The sequence below is a fragment of the Kribbella orskensis genome (assembly GCF_004342085.1).
Taxonomy (GTDB): Bacteria; Actinomycetota; Actinomycetes; order Propionibacteriales; family Kribbellaceae; genus Kribbella; species Kribbella orskensis.
The window spans coordinates 188,043-202,381 of the sequence record NZ_SLWM01000013.1 but is presented as its reverse complement, the minus strand read 5'-3'; the positions used below and the strand labels follow the sequence as shown (position 1 = coordinate 202,381).

Here is a 14,339-nt window from a genome sequence, read left to right as displayed (position 1 = left end):
TTGGTCGCTGCTGATCGTGAAGGCCCTGACCCCTTCCCCGCCTACGCCACGCCGACAGTGACGAACGGCTCACCCACGCTCAACTCCGAAGAGCCACATTCCTCGCCCTGAGGTGTTCGACTGGGTCATCCCCGAGAACTGACAGCTCGAGGCCGGTCGGCGCTGTACCGGACGACTGCAGGGCCAGGCACACGTACAGTCCGATCCGGTCCCTTGCCGGCTTGGAAGATTTCCTCGCTGGTTCAGGTCCTGAGCCACAAACCTGAGATCGCCGGTGGCCGCCCTACGTTCGGCGCCGCCACACCGCCAGATCATGAACCACGGCTGGAGTGCTAGAACCTGGGAAGGACGTTGAGATACCGAAACCGGTCCGCCTCGGCGATCATGTAGGGAAGGGTTTCGACCAGGACCGGCGTTCGACAAGCCAGTGCCGTCGGAACGGAGGAATTATGACGGACCCTGCAGACCGGATCGACTTCGCCAATCTCCCCGCGCCCGACGATGGCATTGTGGTGACGTTGTTCATCACCGTCCGCAAGGTCGCGCGGTCCCGGGACTTCTACTCGCGTGTCCTGGGCGGCACCGTCGTCCTGGACGAGAATCCGTGCATGGTCAAGCTGGCCAATTCGTGGATCATTATGAACCCCGGCGGGCCGCCCACTCCCGACAAGCCAGGTATCTCGGTGGTCGACTACCAGCCCGGCGACACGACCTCGATCTTCCTCAACCTGCGGGTCGCTGACATCCAGGCCCGCTACGAGGAGTGGAAGGCCAAGGGCGCAGAGTTCGTGACGCCACCGATCGACCGCGGTGCAGAGATCCGCTGCTACCTGCGGGACCCGGACGGATACCTCATCGAGGTCGGCCAGTCCACCGGACTGCTGCACGGCAAGCTCGCAGCAAAGCGCGCGGAAGACCTCCCGGGCTGAACTTGTCGCCGGTCGTCCCAGGCATGGTTGGCGGCGCCGCAGGCCAGCCACGGCCACTGATCCTCCGCCTCCGCGGAGGTATCCCGTTCGAAGGCCCGCAACGCGCGCCGGATCCGGGGCAATCCGGCGGAGTAGCCCTCGCTGTAGTCGATCCGGGCCTGCCCTTAGCTCGTCGAGAGGCCCGGACTCGGCTAACGCCGGCAACTTCAGGTGCGCGTAACTCGGTCCTGTGGGATCGATCGATTCGTATGCCCTATTGATGATCCGAGGACGGCGAGGAATTCTTCGTGATTTCCGCAACGGATCAGCGGTGACGCGGATTCAACCGCGAGGTCGGCAGCACGAGGATCGAGGGGACAGATTTCACCGACGAAGGAGCTCCGATGCGCCGCGACACTGATCTGGTCGACAACGTCTGCAACGAACTGTTCTGGGATCTCGAGGTCGACAACAATGCGATCGCGGTGTCGGCGGAAGCCCGCACGGTCACGCTGCGCGGCATCGTGGGGGGCCTGCGCGAGATGCGGCCGGGGGAGGAGTCGTGATGGGAGGAGGTTCAGCCATGCCTACCGACGCCCCGTCGGCGAAGCGAATCGCCCGGTTCATCGAGCCGTTCCGAGTGGCCCCTGGCTCGCACGTGACACTCGCTGAGGACTTCGATCCCGCGTTCAGGGCGGGGGTCGAGAAGAAGAAGGACGGCGCCGAACTGTTGAACGAGGGGATAGAGCTGCTCGCGGACTACCAGGCCCGACTAGCGGCTCAGGACACCACCGGCGTTGTCGTCATCCTTCAGGCGCTGGACGCGGCCGGCAAGGACGGGACGATCCGCCACGTGATGAGCGGGGTGAATCCCCAGGGCGTGAGAGTCGAGAGCTTCAAGGTTCCTTCGGCGACCGACCTGAACCACGACTTCCTGCGCCGGTACCAGGAGCGCCTGCCGTCCAGGGGCGAGATCGGCATCTTCAACCGCTCCCACTACGAGGAGGTGCTCGTCGTCCGGGTGCACCAGGAGAACCTCGTCCGCCAGAAGCTGCCGCTCGAGACGCGCGAGGACCACGTCTGGAAGCACAGGTACGAAGCGATCAACAACTGGGAGCGGTACCTCGTCGAGAACGGCTTCCAGGTCGTGAAGCTGTTCCTCAACCTCTCGAAGGAGGAGCAGCGCGTCCGCTTCCTGAGGCGCATCGACCTGCCAGAGCACAACTGGAAGTTCTCGGCGCACGATGTGCAGGAGCGCCGGTCCTGGGACGACTACCAGGAGGCGTTCTCGCAGATGCTGAGCCACACGAGCACCGAGTGGGCTCCCTGGCATGTGATCCCGGCGGACCGCAAGTGGTTTGCCCGAATTGCAGCCGCGGCGGTGATCGCCAATGCGCTCATCGAGGTCGACCCGCAGTACCCGACGCTCGACGAAGATGCGCTGCGAGACCTCCAGGCGACGAAGATCGAGCTCGAATCGGAGGCACCCCAGGGGGCGGCCCCAGATCCGTTCGAACAGCCTCGCGCAGAGCAGGAGGCGTGAGCAATGGCAGGCAGATTCGTCGCGGCCATCGACCACGGCACCACCAGCACGCGATGCTTGCTGTTCGGCGAGGATGGCACTGCCGTCGCAACCGCGCAGCGCGCGCAGACCATGCACTACCCCGGACCGGGCCTGGTCGAGCTCGACATGGCCGAGGTCTGGCAGCGAACCCAGGAGTGCATCCATGAGGCGCTCGCCACGGCGGGTGCCCAGCCGGCGGATATCGCCGGGATCGGCATCACGAACGAGCGCGAGTCCGTCGTACTGTGGGATCGCCGTACGGGACGCCCGGTAGCGAACTCGATCACCTGGCAGGACACTCGGACCGCGGCAGCCGCCGACGCGCTGGCGGCCGACGAGGGCATCAATCGGTTCCAGCAGCGCACCGGCCTGCCGATCTCGACATATTCCTCGGCTCTCAAGCTCCGCTGGCTGCTCGACCAGGACCCGGCCAGGCGGGAGGCGGCCGGCCGGGGCGACCTGTTGTTCGGCACACCCGACACCTGGCTGCTGTGGAACCTCACCGGTGGTCCCGATGGCGGCGTGCACGTGACCGAGCCGAGCAACGCCAGCCGAACGCTTCTGATGAACCTGCACACGATCGAGTGGGATCAGGAACTGCTGGACCTCATGGACATCCCGCGTGCGCTGCTCCCGGAGATCCGCTCCTCGAGCGAGGTCTACGGCACCGCGACGGGCGATCTGGCCGGCGTCCCCGTTGCCGGCGTACTCGGCGACCAGCAGGCATCGTTGCTGGGTCACACGTGTTTCGACCACGGTGACATGAAGAGCACCTACGGCACCGGAGCCTTCCTGCTTGCCAACCTCGGGACGGAGCCGGTGATGTCCGAGCATGGCTTGATCACGACGGTCGCCTGGAAGCTGGGCGACGCCGACGCGGTCTACGCGCTCGAGGGTTCGGTCTCGATGGCCGGCGCCCTCGTCCAGTGGCTCAGCGAGAATCTCGGAATCATCACCGACGCTTCCGAGGTCGAGACCCTCGCGCGATCCGTCGAGGACTCGGGCGGCGTGGTCTTCGTCCCCGCGTTCTCCGGCCTGTTCGCGCCGTACTGGCACGACGATGCGCGTGGGGTGATCGTGGGCCTGACACGGTTCGCCAACAAAGGACACATCGCACGTGCGGCGCTGGAAGCCACGGCGTACCAGACCTACGACCTGGTCGAAGCGATGCTCGCCGACACCGGCCTGGCGGAGCTCGGCGAACTCCGAGTGGATGGAGGCATGACCAAGAATGAGCTCCTGATGCAGTTTCAGGCCGACGTCCTAGGCTCCCACGTGGTCGCTCCGGCCGCGGCCGAGATCACCGCCACCGGCGCCGCCTACGCCGCGGGGCTTGCGACCGGGTTCTGGTCGGGGCTGGACGATCTGCGTGCGAACTACACCATCACGCACGGCTGGGAACCGCACATGAGTGCGGACGAACGGGCGCGCGGCGTCGCCGGCTGGCGCATCGGTGTTGAACGGACGCTGGGCCTGGCCGGAAAAACAGGCTGACGAAGTGCGGGTCGTCGAGGGCCAGTCCGGCGACGCGGTGGTCAGGCTGTCAACTGGTATGGCGCTTTGCCGGGTTCGACCATTACGACCGTGCGGGCTGCGGCGTGGGTCAATGCGCTGGTGAAGCTGCCGTCGGCGAACTGGGCCACCGGTCCGCGCGGGGACCGGCCGACCGCAATGGCGCGCGCGTCGATCTCGTCGGCGTGCTGAGCGAGGGCCCGACCTGCAGCGGCGTGGTCGCCGACGCTGGAGAGCACCTGACCGGTGGCGGCGATGCCCTGCGCGAACAGCCGGTCGAGGTGGCCCACGACCGCGGCGTGTGCCTGCTCGGCGTCCTCGGCGTCGATGGCCAGCTCCTCGACTACGGCGGTCTCGCGGACGTGGACAACCTCCAACGGGCTGCCGGTATCGCGGGCGATCATGGCGGCCGCGTCGACGATCTCGGCGGCGTTTTCGGTCGCGCCGACCGCGACGACGACAGGTTGGTAACCCGCCGACGGGGTGACGCCGACGCGTTCCAGGCTCGGGCGCACCGTCTCGCCCTCGACCATGCCCTTCTCTGCCGCGGCGACCAGCTTGTGGCCGGAGGCGAGAACGACGATGGCCAGGATGAAGGCGACGCCGCCGACGTAGAACGGGACGCTGAGGTTGGTGGCGTCGGCGAGCTTGCCCGCGACGAATGGGGCGAGGCCGCCGCCGATGAACCGGACGAAGCCGTACGCCGAGGAGGCGACCGGCCGCTCCACCGGCGAGACGAGCATGACTGCCTGGGTGGTCAAAGTGTTGTTGATGCCGATGAATGCGCCACTGACGATGACCGCGGTGATGACCGCCGTCGGAGTGTTCACGCCGACCGCGATGACGGCCATGACGATGCCGAGGCCGAGCAGGTTGACGTAGAGCACCGGCGCGGTGCCGAACCGCGCCTGCAGCCGCGGTGCGAAGAACACGCTGAAGGCGGCGACCAGCAGGCCCCAGCCGGTAAAGACGAGGCCGAGTTTGTGGGCGTTGAGTTCCATGGGGTACGGCGCGTAGCCGAGCATCGTGAAGAATCCCCAGTTGTAGAGCAGCGCCATGATGCCCATGGTCAGCAGGCCGCGGTGCCGCAATGCCTTGAGCGGTGCGGCCAACGATGTCTTGTGCTCGGGCTTCGGAAGGTCCGGGACGAACGCGACGGTCGCGACGAGGGCGATGAACATCAGCACCGCGACGCCGAAGAACGGCCAGCGCCAACTGATGCTGCCGAGTTCGCCGCCGAGCAGTGGCCCGACCGCGATGCCGAGACCCAGCGCGGTCTCGTACAGGATGATCGCCCCGGCGAAGCCCCCGCTGGCCGAGGCCACGATGACGGCGAGGCTGGTCGCGATGAACAGGGCGTTGCCCAGGCCCCAGCCGGCGCGGAAACCGACAATGCCGCCGATCGTGTTCGACGTGCCCGCGAGCGCGGCGAACACGACGATGAGGATCAGGCCGACGACCAGCGTGCGCTTGGCGCCGATGCGGCTTGATACCCAGCCGACTACCAGCATTGCGACCGCGGTCACGACCAGATAGCTGGTGAACAGCAGCGACACCTGGCTCGGCGTGGCGTGCAAGCTGCCGGCCAGTGCGGGCAGGATCGGATCGACGAGCCCGATGCCCATGAACGAGACGACACAGGCGAAGGCCACAGCCCAGACGGCGCGCGGCTGCTTGAACGGGCTCGGGGCCGGCCCGTGTGATGCGGTCATATGGAGGTTCTCCTGATGGTGGTGGTTGTCGATTCGCGTATTCAGTCGGACGGCCGGGCCGAGACGAGCCGGTCGAGTGCGGGTAGTGCGGCGGCGATAGCGGCCTGATCTTGCGGATCGAGGCGGTCGAGCATGCGCTGCAGGGCTTCGGCGCGCTCGGCACGCCGGCGCCTGACGAGGTCGAGGCCAGCGTCGGTCGCCTCCACCAGCACGGCGCGGCGGTCGTCACTGTTCGCGGTACGGCGGACCAGGCCCTCGCGTTCCATGCGGGTGACCAGCTGCGTCATCCCTGGCTGGGAGGCGCGCTGGGCGTGAGCCAGCTCCGTCAGCCCGAGGGGTCCGTCACGTCCGAGGCGATTCAGGGCGGACGAGGCTGCCGCGCTGAGATCGCCGGCGGTGGAGACCTGGCGGATGAACGTCACGAGGTGCTCGAGCACCACAACCAGCTCAGTGCCGGAGGCATTCGAATGCATACCTCCATTATGCATAACCTCCTTATGGATACTGAGTGGCGACCTGCAAGAGAGACGCAAGTCACTCCCGGGTCGTACGCCTGGGTCGATGCTGCGAGCACACGCGTAGCCGGCGTAGTTCTCGCCGTTCAACGGATCGTCGCGGCTAAGGCGGGGTGTCGGCGCGAGCGCACGGAAGCGCCCGGTGACCGGCACCCCGCCACATCCGTGGGTTTGGGGCCGGCGGTTTGTCCGCCGCACGGATCTCTGGCAAGCCCGGCGTTGCCGCGTTCGAGGGCTAACCACAGGTTCTGATTCGTGGCAGTGCAAGTTGTAGTGCGGTATCAGATCCGACCCGGGAGTGAGTCCAGCAGCCGGCCCGCGTCCGCCTCGGTCAGGCCACTGATCGTGAGCTCGGGAAGGCCGGCGAAGTCGAGTTCATCGCTTGGGTTCCGTATCGCGACGACCAGAACGATCCGCTCGGCCAACAGCCGACGAGCAACGAACGCAACCGTCTGGGCGGAGACGCGATCGAGCCATTGCGCGTCGTCGACAAGGCAGACCAGCGGTTGCTGCTCGGCGCGGTCGGCCAATAGGTCCAGCACCGCGAGTCCGACCAGGAAGCGATCCGGCGCCTGCCCGGCAGTCAAGCCGAAGGCCGTACCGAAGGCGATGCGTCGCGGATCGGGCAGGCGGTCAAGCCGATCCGCGAACGGACCGCAGAGCTGATGCAGTCCGGCGTAGGGGAGCTCCATCTCGGCCTCGACGCCGGCAACCCGTGCGACACGGCAACCGGCCGCGTTCGCCTCCATATAGTCGAGCAATGCGGTCTTGCCGATCCCGGCGTCGCCTCGCACCACGAGCACCTGACTCCGCCCCGCCCGTGCGCCCGCGACAAGATCGTCGAGGATCGCGCACTCGCTGCGTCTGCCGTACAGCGCGGCGATGCCATCGCGCTGGCGACGCATCGGGCCTCCCGGGAGAGAGCCGTAGGGCGAACCGCGAAACGGTCCTATCGATGGAGTTCGGACCTGCTGCGCTTCGAGAGCACCGCAACTGGACCAAGCGCGTCAGCGGGCCAGGGAGCCGTGCCATCGCTGCAGGCCGACCCAGGTCCGAGGACATGCCGTTTCGACGAATGTACCAATGGACCCGTGCGCGCAGCCCGGCGCACCCGTCACGCTGGCGCCTCCCGACGGCGTGCCAGCCTCGAAGCGTGCCGAGCCCGAACCTACTGAGTCGGGCGACCGCCTGGCCGCACCTGGCTAGCCGGCTCTTCAGCCGCTTGCTTGCCCTAGGACAACACACGTCACGGCAGGTGGCGGTTGATCCGGCGCAACGCTGGGCCAACGATGGAAGGTGCCACCCGCCGGTCTAGAGGCGCGGCTCGCTCACCAGTACTGCGAGCTGCAGCGCGGACTCGAGGTCGTTCCGAATGTGGATCGGATGCCCGAGCACGGCGAAGTGTGCGAGTTTCGAGCGTGTTGTCACTCTCCGGAGGGCCACACTGGTGACCAACGAGCGGGACCATTTGCTGAGGCGAAGGGCGCAGGCCAGTCACCATGGAGATCGGGGTCGGAAGGCTCGCTGTCGTGTCCGGCATGGGCCTCTTCGACCTGGAGGACCTCGCGCGCTTGGCAGTGCCGAGCATCGACAGCGACGAGGCTGAGGCCATCGAACTTCGTCAACGAGTCGCTGCCTCCGATGTCGGCCCGCACACACTGGATCGCCTGGAGTCGGCAGTCGACGAACTGGCGATCGCCTACCCATCGACTCCGCCCGACCTCCTTCTGCTCGGCGTGCGCCGCCACCTCACCTATGTCGGGAAGCTTCTCGATGCGCGCAAGACCCTCGCCGAACACCGCCGCCTGGTAGTAGTGGGGAGCTGGCTCTCCCTCCTGGCCGCCACATGCTCGATCGACCTCGCACAGCGTCCGGCAGCAGCCGCAAGGCTCCGTACGGCGGCCCAACTTGCCGACCACGGCGAACACCCGGAACTGTCAGCCTGGTGTCTCGAAACAGAGGCGTGGCAGGCCGTCACTGACGGCGATTACCGCCGCGCCCTCAAACTCAGCCAGGGCGCCCAAGCGGTCGCCCCACACGACAGTTCGGCATACATCCAAGCCACCGCTCAAGAGGGCCGAGCCCATGCCCGCCTAGGTCACACCCGTGAGACCCTGAAGGTCCTCGGTCGCGTAGAACACCTAGTCGCGCCGCTCACGGTGCCGGATCGGCCAGAGCACCACTACCGCTACGACCCCCAGAAGTCGAACGCGTATGTCGCCACAACGCTTTCGTGGCTTGGCGACCCTGGCGCGGAATCGATCGCCCGGCAGGTGCTCACTCAGCTTGAGAACCCGACGACCGGAACCTCGCGTCCGCGCCGCGCGGCCACCGCGCGCCTGGACCTTTCTCTCGCTCTCATCGCCAGCAGTAGACCCGATGAAGCGAGCGGCGTAACCATGCAAGCCCTCACCTCAGGCCGCCTCGTTCCCTCCAACTTCTGGCGCGCAAAAGAAGTCATCAAGGCCGTCAACGCTTGCGGAGTACCCGAGGCTGCCGAACTCCGCGACGCCTACGAATCGCTCGAGGCCTGACCGCTAGAAGCCGCTCGGTCGGCGTCTGTATCTCGCTGATTCGCGCTAGGACGCGATCGGTCGGCACTGCCTTGGGGCCGTCGCAATCGCTGAACGCCTTATGTACAAGAAGTGTCACGGATCTGATGCCGTCTCTGCGGCGGGTGAGTCTCGCCGGCTGTGGGCTCGGTAGGTTGACATTGCCTGAATAGCTCAGTGAATATTGAGGCAATGAACATTGAGCAAGCTTCCCTGGCCGAGCGGGCGCAGATTCATGCGGCGCTCGGTGATCCGGCGCGGTTGGCGATTGTGGACACCCTGGTTGCGGGGGATGCCTCGCCCGGTGAGCTGGGTGCGGTGCTGGGCATGCCGACCAATCTCATCGCCCATCACTTGAAGGTGCTCGAGGACGCGGGCCTGGTCGCACGCTCCCGGTCCGAGGGCGATCGCCGCCGCACGTATGTGCGGCTGGTGACCGAGGTACTGGAGTCCGTGATGACGCCGTCGCTGACCGCGGTGCCACGGGTGGTGTTCGTCTGTACGCAGAACTCGGCGCGCTCGCAGTTGGCCGCCTCGATCTGGTCGCGACGCAGTCACATCCCCGCTCTGTCGGCCGGCACCCAGCCCGCGGCCAAGCCACACCCGCGGGCAGTACGAGTGGCCCGCAAGCACGGATTGGACCCCGCTGCCTGGCGCACCGCTCACGTCGGCGACGTGGTGGAACGCGACGACCTGGTCATAGCGGTGTGCGACATCGCCTATGAGCACCTCCCGGCCGGCGCGCGGCCGCGGCTGCACTGGTCGGTGCCGGATCCGGCGGCTGTCGATACCGACGTGGCGTTCGAGGCCGCCTATGACGAGATCGCCGACCGGATCGACCGGCTGGCGCCCGTACTTTCGCCTACCGAGGCGACCGAGACTCCCAGGAGCCGACCATGACCGAAGTCGCCGGGCATCACCGAGAAGACCTGTCCATCGACCAGCAACTCGCTTTGCGTACCGCGTCCCGAAAGCTCGGCGAGGAGTTCGCCAGCATCTACGGCACCGAGACGATCGAACGGTTCCTGCACTCCAGTTACGACCAGTTCGCCACCGGCAGCACCGTGCCCAACTTCCTTCCCCTGCTGGCCGAACGGTTCGCCCGCCAACGCCTCACCGCGCTCGCCAGGGTTGAAGGCCACGGCGACGACAGCCGCCCGGTCGTACTGTTCCTGTGCGTGCACAACGCCGGCCGCAGCCAGATGGCACTCGGGTTTTTCGAACACCTCGCCGGCGACGCCGCGATCGCCTGGTCGGGCGGCTCCGAGCCGGGTGTGGAGATCAACCCGTCCGCGGTCGCCGCGATGGCCGAACGCGGCATCGACATCTCGACCGAATACCCGAAGCCGTGGACCGACGAGGTGGTCCGGGCCGCGGATGTCGTCGTGACGATGGGTTGCGGCGACGCCTGCCCGATCTTTCCCGGCAAGCGGTACGAGAACTGGATCCTCGACGACCCCGCCGGCCAGGACGTCGAGCAGGTCCGGCCGGTGCGCGACGAGATCGAGCGCCGCGTCCGCGTACTCCTCGACGAGCTGTCCGTTCCCGCTGCCCACCTGGGCCGCGGATGAGCAGCGCCGCGCCGCTGTGGCGGCGAGTGGTTGCCGAGGCCGTCGGAACAGGTCTGCTGGTCACCGTCGTGGTCGGCTCAGGAATCGCGGCGTCGGCCCTGTCGCCCGGCGATGTGGGATTGCAGCTGCTGGAGAACGCGTTCGCGACCGCGCTCGGGCTCGCAGTACTGATCCTCATGCTCGGACCTGTGTCGGGCGCACATTTCAACCCAGTCGTCTCAGCTGTCGACTGGTGGCTAGGGCAACGGACCGGTACTGGGCTGACGCCGCGCGACCTGGCGGCGTACATCCCGGCCCAGATCGTCGGTGCTATAGCGGGAGCCGTGCTCGCCAACCTGATGTACGCCAAGGCGGCCGTGTCGTGGTCGACCACCGACCGCAGTTCCGGCCATCTGTGGCTGGGTGAGGTGGTCGCGACCGCAGGACTCGTGCTCTTGATCTTCGCGCTGGCCTGGTCCGGTCGTGCCGCGTTCGCACCTGTTGCAGTCGGTGCCTATATCGGATCGGCGTACTGGTTCACCTCGTCGACCTCGTTCGCCAACCCGGCCGTGAGCATCGGGCGTGCCTTCAGCGACACCTTCGCCGGCATCGCACCCGGATCCCTGCCTGGGTTCATTGTTGCGCAGCTTTTCGGTGCCATCGTCGGCGTCGGTCTCCTGGCTGTCCTGTACCCCGAAGCCGGGCAGGCCGCCGACGAGATCGTCACCCCACATGCCGACACCACAACCTCTGGAGTAGCCACGTGAGTAAGCCCATCGTCCTCTTCGTCTGCGTCCACAACGCCGGCCGCTCCCAGATGGCTGCCGGCTGGTTGCGGCACCTGGCAGGCGACACCGTTGAGGTTCGCTCCGCCGGATCCGAACCCCGCGACCAGATCAACCCAACCGCGGTCGAGGCGATGCGCGAAGTCGGTATCGACATCACCGGCGCCATTCCGCAGCTCCTCGAGACCGAAGCGGTCCGCACCAGCGACGTCATCGTCACCATGGGCTGCGGCGACGCCTGCCCGATCTTCCCCGGCAAACGCTACGAGGACTGGGAACTCACCGACCCCGCCGGCCAGCCGATCGAGGTCGTCCGCCAGGTCCGCGACGACATCCGCGGCCGCGTCGAGAAACTCGTCGGCGAACTCCAAGCCGCCTGAACCCACGCGACCCGACTCCGAAGGGAAACCGCGATGCGGCTGGTGATCATCGGCGGCAGCGACGCCGGCATCACCGCGGGCCTGCGCGCCCGCCAGCTCGATCCCACCACCGACGTGCACCTCTTGGTGGCCGACCACTATCCGAACTTCTCGATCTGCGGCATCCCGTACTACGTGTCCGGCGAAGTGCCCGACTGGCGCTCGCTGGCTCACCGAACCAGGAACGACCTGGAAAAGGCGGGTCTGCAGCTGCACCTGGATGAACGTGCCGTCGGCATTGATGTCGACGCCCGTACGGTGTCCACAGTGTCTGCTGCGGGAGAGGCTCGAGCGATCGGCTACGACCGGCTGATCATCGCTACTGGAGCAGTGCCCAACAAGCCGCCGATCGCCGGGCTCGACCAACTCGGTGCAGGCGACGGCGTACATCTGCTCCACACCATGGGCGACACGTTTGCAGTGACCAAGACGCTTGAAGAGGGCGCCCGCTCCGCAGCGATCGTCGGTGCCGGGTACATCGGCCTCGAGATGGCCGAAGCACTACGCAATCGCGGCCTCGACGTCACCGTCGTCGAGCAACTCGGCCAGGTCCTGCCGCGCACCCTGGATCCACAGCTCGCGACCCTCATCGAGACAGAACTCGTACGAAACGGCGTCTCCGTCTTCTGCGACACAGCAGTCACCAGCATCGAGACGTCCGATGCAGGACTGGAGGTCAACCTCAGCCGCGGCGGCCAACCGGGCTCACTCGCGGCCGACTTGGTCCTGGTCGTCACCGGCGTACGTCCGGACACTCGGCTGGCTGTCGACGCCGGCGCCAAGACCGGCTTCGGCGGAGCGCTCGCCGTCGATACGGGAATGCGTACCAACCTTCCTGACGTGTACGCCGCCGGCGACTGCGTCCACACCCACCACAGACTCCTCGACTACCCCACCTACGTCCCTCTCGGCAGCACCGCCCACAAACAGGGCCGGGTCGCGGGGGAGAGCGCGGTCGGCGGCAGTACGACGTACGCGGGGTCGCTGGGAACCCAGGTCGTGCGGATCTTCGACCTGGTCGCTGCAGCGACCGGACTCCGCGACCGCGAGGCCGCAGCCGCCGGCTACCATCCGGCTACGGTCGTGTCAGCGTCCTACGACCACAAGATCTACTACCCAGGCGCCACGCCGATCGCACTCCATGTCACCGGTGACACAGTCACCGGCAGATTGCTCGGAGCCCAGCTCGTCGGCCACTCATCGGCACAGATTGCAAAACGCGTCGACATCCTCGCCACAGCGATCCACTACGGAGGTTCAGTCGACGACATCGGCATCCTCGACCTGTCCTACACCCCACCGCTTGGCTCGCCTTACGACGCCGTTCAGATCGCTGCCCACGCTTGGCAGGACAACCAGGTCAGGTGATGGGGGCGATCAGCTCTCGGGCGCGGGAACCCTCGCCACCCCGTACTCATCGCCCGCGCTTCCGCACCGCTCAGCGGCGCAGTACTCGCCGGCACTGCCGGCTACACCACGGTCATCCTGCTGGGTTTGCTGCAGCATGCATCAACGCGGACCTTTCCTCGCGCTGACCCGGCGACTGCCGGCGCCATCGTCACCTCCCGTCGCGAATGCAAGACAGTCTTCTACCAGCCGACCGCGACGACAGTGCCGCGGCCGTCGCCGACCTCCAGAACTGCTGTTGACTTAGCCGTCCAGCGTGAGTTGGCGGCGGTGGAACTCGAAGTGTTGCGTCGGGAAGCGGTAGACGTCGGCAAGGGTCATGTAGTCCTTGAAGAACGGATCCCACCGAGTCGGGTAGTGCATCCCGCGCGCCAGGTCGACATCGGTCTCGGCGTCCAGTCGGCGATGGAGCTTGTCGATGACGTGATCGAACATCAGCACCATGCGCGCGGAGCTCAATGTGTTCCCGCCGAGATAGGAGCCGAGGAAGTTGACCGCGTCGAAAGGTCTCGTGCCCGCATTCAGCAGCCGTGCGTAGGCATGGCTGGCACCTCGGGGTAGCCGTCCGAAGATCCGGACGAGCATTAACAGGGCCCTGAGGATCAGGTAGCCGAGCAGCATGTGAAACAGCAGCTGCCGATTGTTCCACCGCGTGCCGTTCGACGGTCTGCGGAACTGTTCCTCGTCGGCTTGCTCCACGAGCTGACGGAAGGTCAGTCGGGTCTGTTCCAGGTCTTCGTGGATCGGGCTCTTGTCCATGTGATCCCGGCTCGTCAGGGTCCAAGGTACGGAAGCCTCCAAGAGACAACTTCGCCCGCATGCAGCGCCATGGTGCGCCCGTGGTCGAGACGCGCGAACGCCATCCCGAAGAGGCTGGTCATGAGGGCAGCGTAGGGCACATTTCCAGCTCCGTCACAGCTCCAGACGTCGGCAAACGACGATCGCGGTCGAGCAGCGTTGAAGACAAACGCGCAGGTCAGAGGCGGGTTCGAGCTCCTCGGAGGAACTGCTGACGAGGCTCGAAAGAGATCTACACCATCTTCGAAGGCACCTCCGAAATCCAGCGCCTGGTCATCTCCCGCGCGATCTCCGGCATGCGAAAGGATGCCTGTGCCTCCGTCTGATTCGTCGGGTCGTCGATGAGCTTGCCGTTCTTGAATACCGCGCCGGCACGGACCAGCGCGACGAGGTGGGGTGCGTTGACGGCCCGCCACCGGGTCTGTGCTGATTCGATGAGCTTGAACGCCATCGCGACACCGGCGGCGCGGGAGCCGGAGCCCTTGGTGGCTCGCTGGCGAAGCCTGAGCTGGCGAGGAAGTTCCACGACAACGCCGTGGGGTCCCTCCGGGAGGAGCCGAGATCGGGGCCCGAACGCTCGCCCTTCCTCGACGCTCAGAGCGTCGAGGATCTCACCG

General features: G+C 66.7%; 14 protein-coding genes and 1 pseudogene. 10 read left to right on the top strand and 5 right to left on the bottom strand.

All coding sequences use genetic code 11. The features are described 5' to 3' along the window. The first annotated feature begins 449 nt into the window (after nucleotides 1-449). The 4 genes from EV644_RS29350 to glpK all read left to right on the top strand — a co-directional run bounded on the left by EV644_RS29350 (nucleotide 450) and on the right by glpK (nucleotide 3,966). Nucleotides 450-929: a VOC family protein gene (locus EV644_RS29350; RefSeq protein WP_132192195.1), complete on the top strand. Its 480-nt coding sequence runs from the start codon at nucleotides 450-452 to the stop codon at nucleotides 927-929. A gap of 383 nt (nucleotides 930-1,312) precedes the next feature. Beyond that, the gene (locus EV644_RS44735; protein WP_158292954.1) at nucleotides 1,313-1,474 is read left to right on the top strand and encodes a BON domain-containing protein; all 162 of its coding nucleotides are present in this window, start codon (nucleotides 1,313-1,315) and stop codon (nucleotides 1,472-1,474) included. 17 nt (nucleotides 1,475-1,491) lie between these two features. Further along, nucleotides 1,492-2,451, top strand: a complete 960-nt coding sequence (locus EV644_RS29345; protein ID WP_132192194.1) for a PPK2 family polyphosphate kinase — start codon at nucleotides 1,492-1,494, stop codon at nucleotides 2,449-2,451. 3 nt (nucleotides 2,452-2,454) lie between these two features. Next, on the top strand, nucleotides 2,455-3,966 hold the full coding sequence (gene glpK / locus EV644_RS29340; RefSeq protein ID WP_132192193.1) for a glycerol kinase GlpK: 1,512 nt from the start codon (nucleotides 2,455-2,457) through the stop codon (nucleotides 3,964-3,966). 41 nt (nucleotides 3,967-4,007) lie between these two features. On the opposite strand, the gene EV644_RS29335 is transcribed toward glpK, so the two are convergent. From EV644_RS29335 to EV644_RS29325, 3 genes are all read right to left on the bottom strand, one after another. Next, complete coding sequence (locus tag EV644_RS29335; protein WP_132192192.1) at nucleotides 4,008-5,696, bottom strand: MFS transporter; 1,689 nt, start codon at nucleotides 5,694-5,696, stop codon at nucleotides 4,008-4,010. A gap of 41 nt (nucleotides 5,697-5,737) precedes the next feature. Continuing rightward, nucleotides 5,738-6,169 (bottom strand): MarR family winged helix-turn-helix transcriptional regulator, encoded by a 432-nt coding sequence (locus EV644_RS29330; RefSeq protein WP_132192191.1) that lies wholly within the window; start codon nucleotides 6,167-6,169, stop codon nucleotides 5,738-5,740. A gap of 323 nt (nucleotides 6,170-6,492) precedes the next feature. Further along, entirely contained in the window at nucleotides 6,493-7,116 is a 624-nt protein-coding gene (locus EV644_RS29325) for an AAA family ATPase (RefSeq protein WP_132192190.1), read from the bottom strand. Between the two features lie 594 nt (nucleotides 7,117-7,710). Between EV644_RS29325 and EV644_RS29320 the strand changes: the two genes are divergently transcribed. The 6 genes from EV644_RS29320 to EV644_RS29295 all read left to right on the top strand — a co-directional run bounded on the left by EV644_RS29320 (nucleotide 7,711) and on the right by EV644_RS29295 (nucleotide 12,885). After that, nucleotides 7,711-8,745 carry an NsdA family TPR-like regulatory protein gene (locus EV644_RS29320; RefSeq protein ID WP_199240045.1) on the top strand — a complete coding sequence of 345 codons (1,035 nt, stop codon included), beginning with the start codon at nucleotides 7,711-7,713 and terminating at the stop codon, nucleotides 8,743-8,745. Between the two features lie 210 nt (nucleotides 8,746-8,955). Next, nucleotides 8,956-9,663 carry an arsenate reductase/protein-tyrosine-phosphatase family protein gene (locus tag EV644_RS29315; protein WP_132192189.1) on the top strand — a complete coding sequence of 236 codons (708 nt, stop codon included), beginning with the start codon at nucleotides 8,956-8,958 and terminating at the stop codon, nucleotides 9,661-9,663. Further along, entirely contained in the window at nucleotides 9,660-10,334 is a 675-nt protein-coding gene (locus EV644_RS47880) for an arsenate reductase ArsC (protein ID WP_132192188.1), read from the top strand. The genes EV644_RS29315 and EV644_RS47880 overlap by 4 nt, the downstream gene beginning before the upstream one ends. Then, nucleotides 10,331-11,080 (top strand): MIP/aquaporin family protein, encoded by a 750-nt coding sequence (locus EV644_RS29305; RefSeq protein ID WP_132192187.1) that lies wholly within the window; start codon nucleotides 10,331-10,333, stop codon nucleotides 11,078-11,080. The genes EV644_RS47880 and EV644_RS29305 overlap by 4 nt, the downstream gene beginning before the upstream one ends. Next, the gene (locus tag EV644_RS29300) at nucleotides 11,077-11,478 is read left to right on the top strand and encodes an arsenate reductase ArsC (RefSeq protein WP_132192186.1); all 402 of its coding nucleotides are present in this window, start codon (nucleotides 11,077-11,079) and stop codon (nucleotides 11,476-11,478) included. Before EV644_RS29305 ends, EV644_RS29300 begins: the two co-directional genes overlap by 4 nt. Nucleotides 11,479-11,511: 33 nt before the next feature. Further along, nucleotides 11,512-12,885 carry an FAD-dependent oxidoreductase gene (locus EV644_RS29295; protein ID WP_132192185.1) on the top strand — a complete coding sequence of 458 codons (1,374 nt, stop codon included), beginning with the start codon at nucleotides 11,512-11,514 and terminating at the stop codon, nucleotides 12,883-12,885. Between the two features lie 282 nt (nucleotides 12,886-13,167). Here the strand turns inward: EV644_RS29295 and EV644_RS29290 are convergent, their stop codons facing one another. Then, entirely contained in the window at nucleotides 13,168-13,683 is a 516-nt protein-coding gene (locus EV644_RS29290; RefSeq protein ID WP_132192184.1) for a DinB family protein, read from the bottom strand. Nucleotides 13,684-13,954: 271 nt separating this feature from the next. Next, a pseudogene (locus tag EV644_RS29285) lies at nucleotides 13,955-14,230 on the bottom strand (hypothetical protein); the annotation flags it as partial. Nucleotides 14,231-14,339 lie beyond the last annotated feature (109 nt).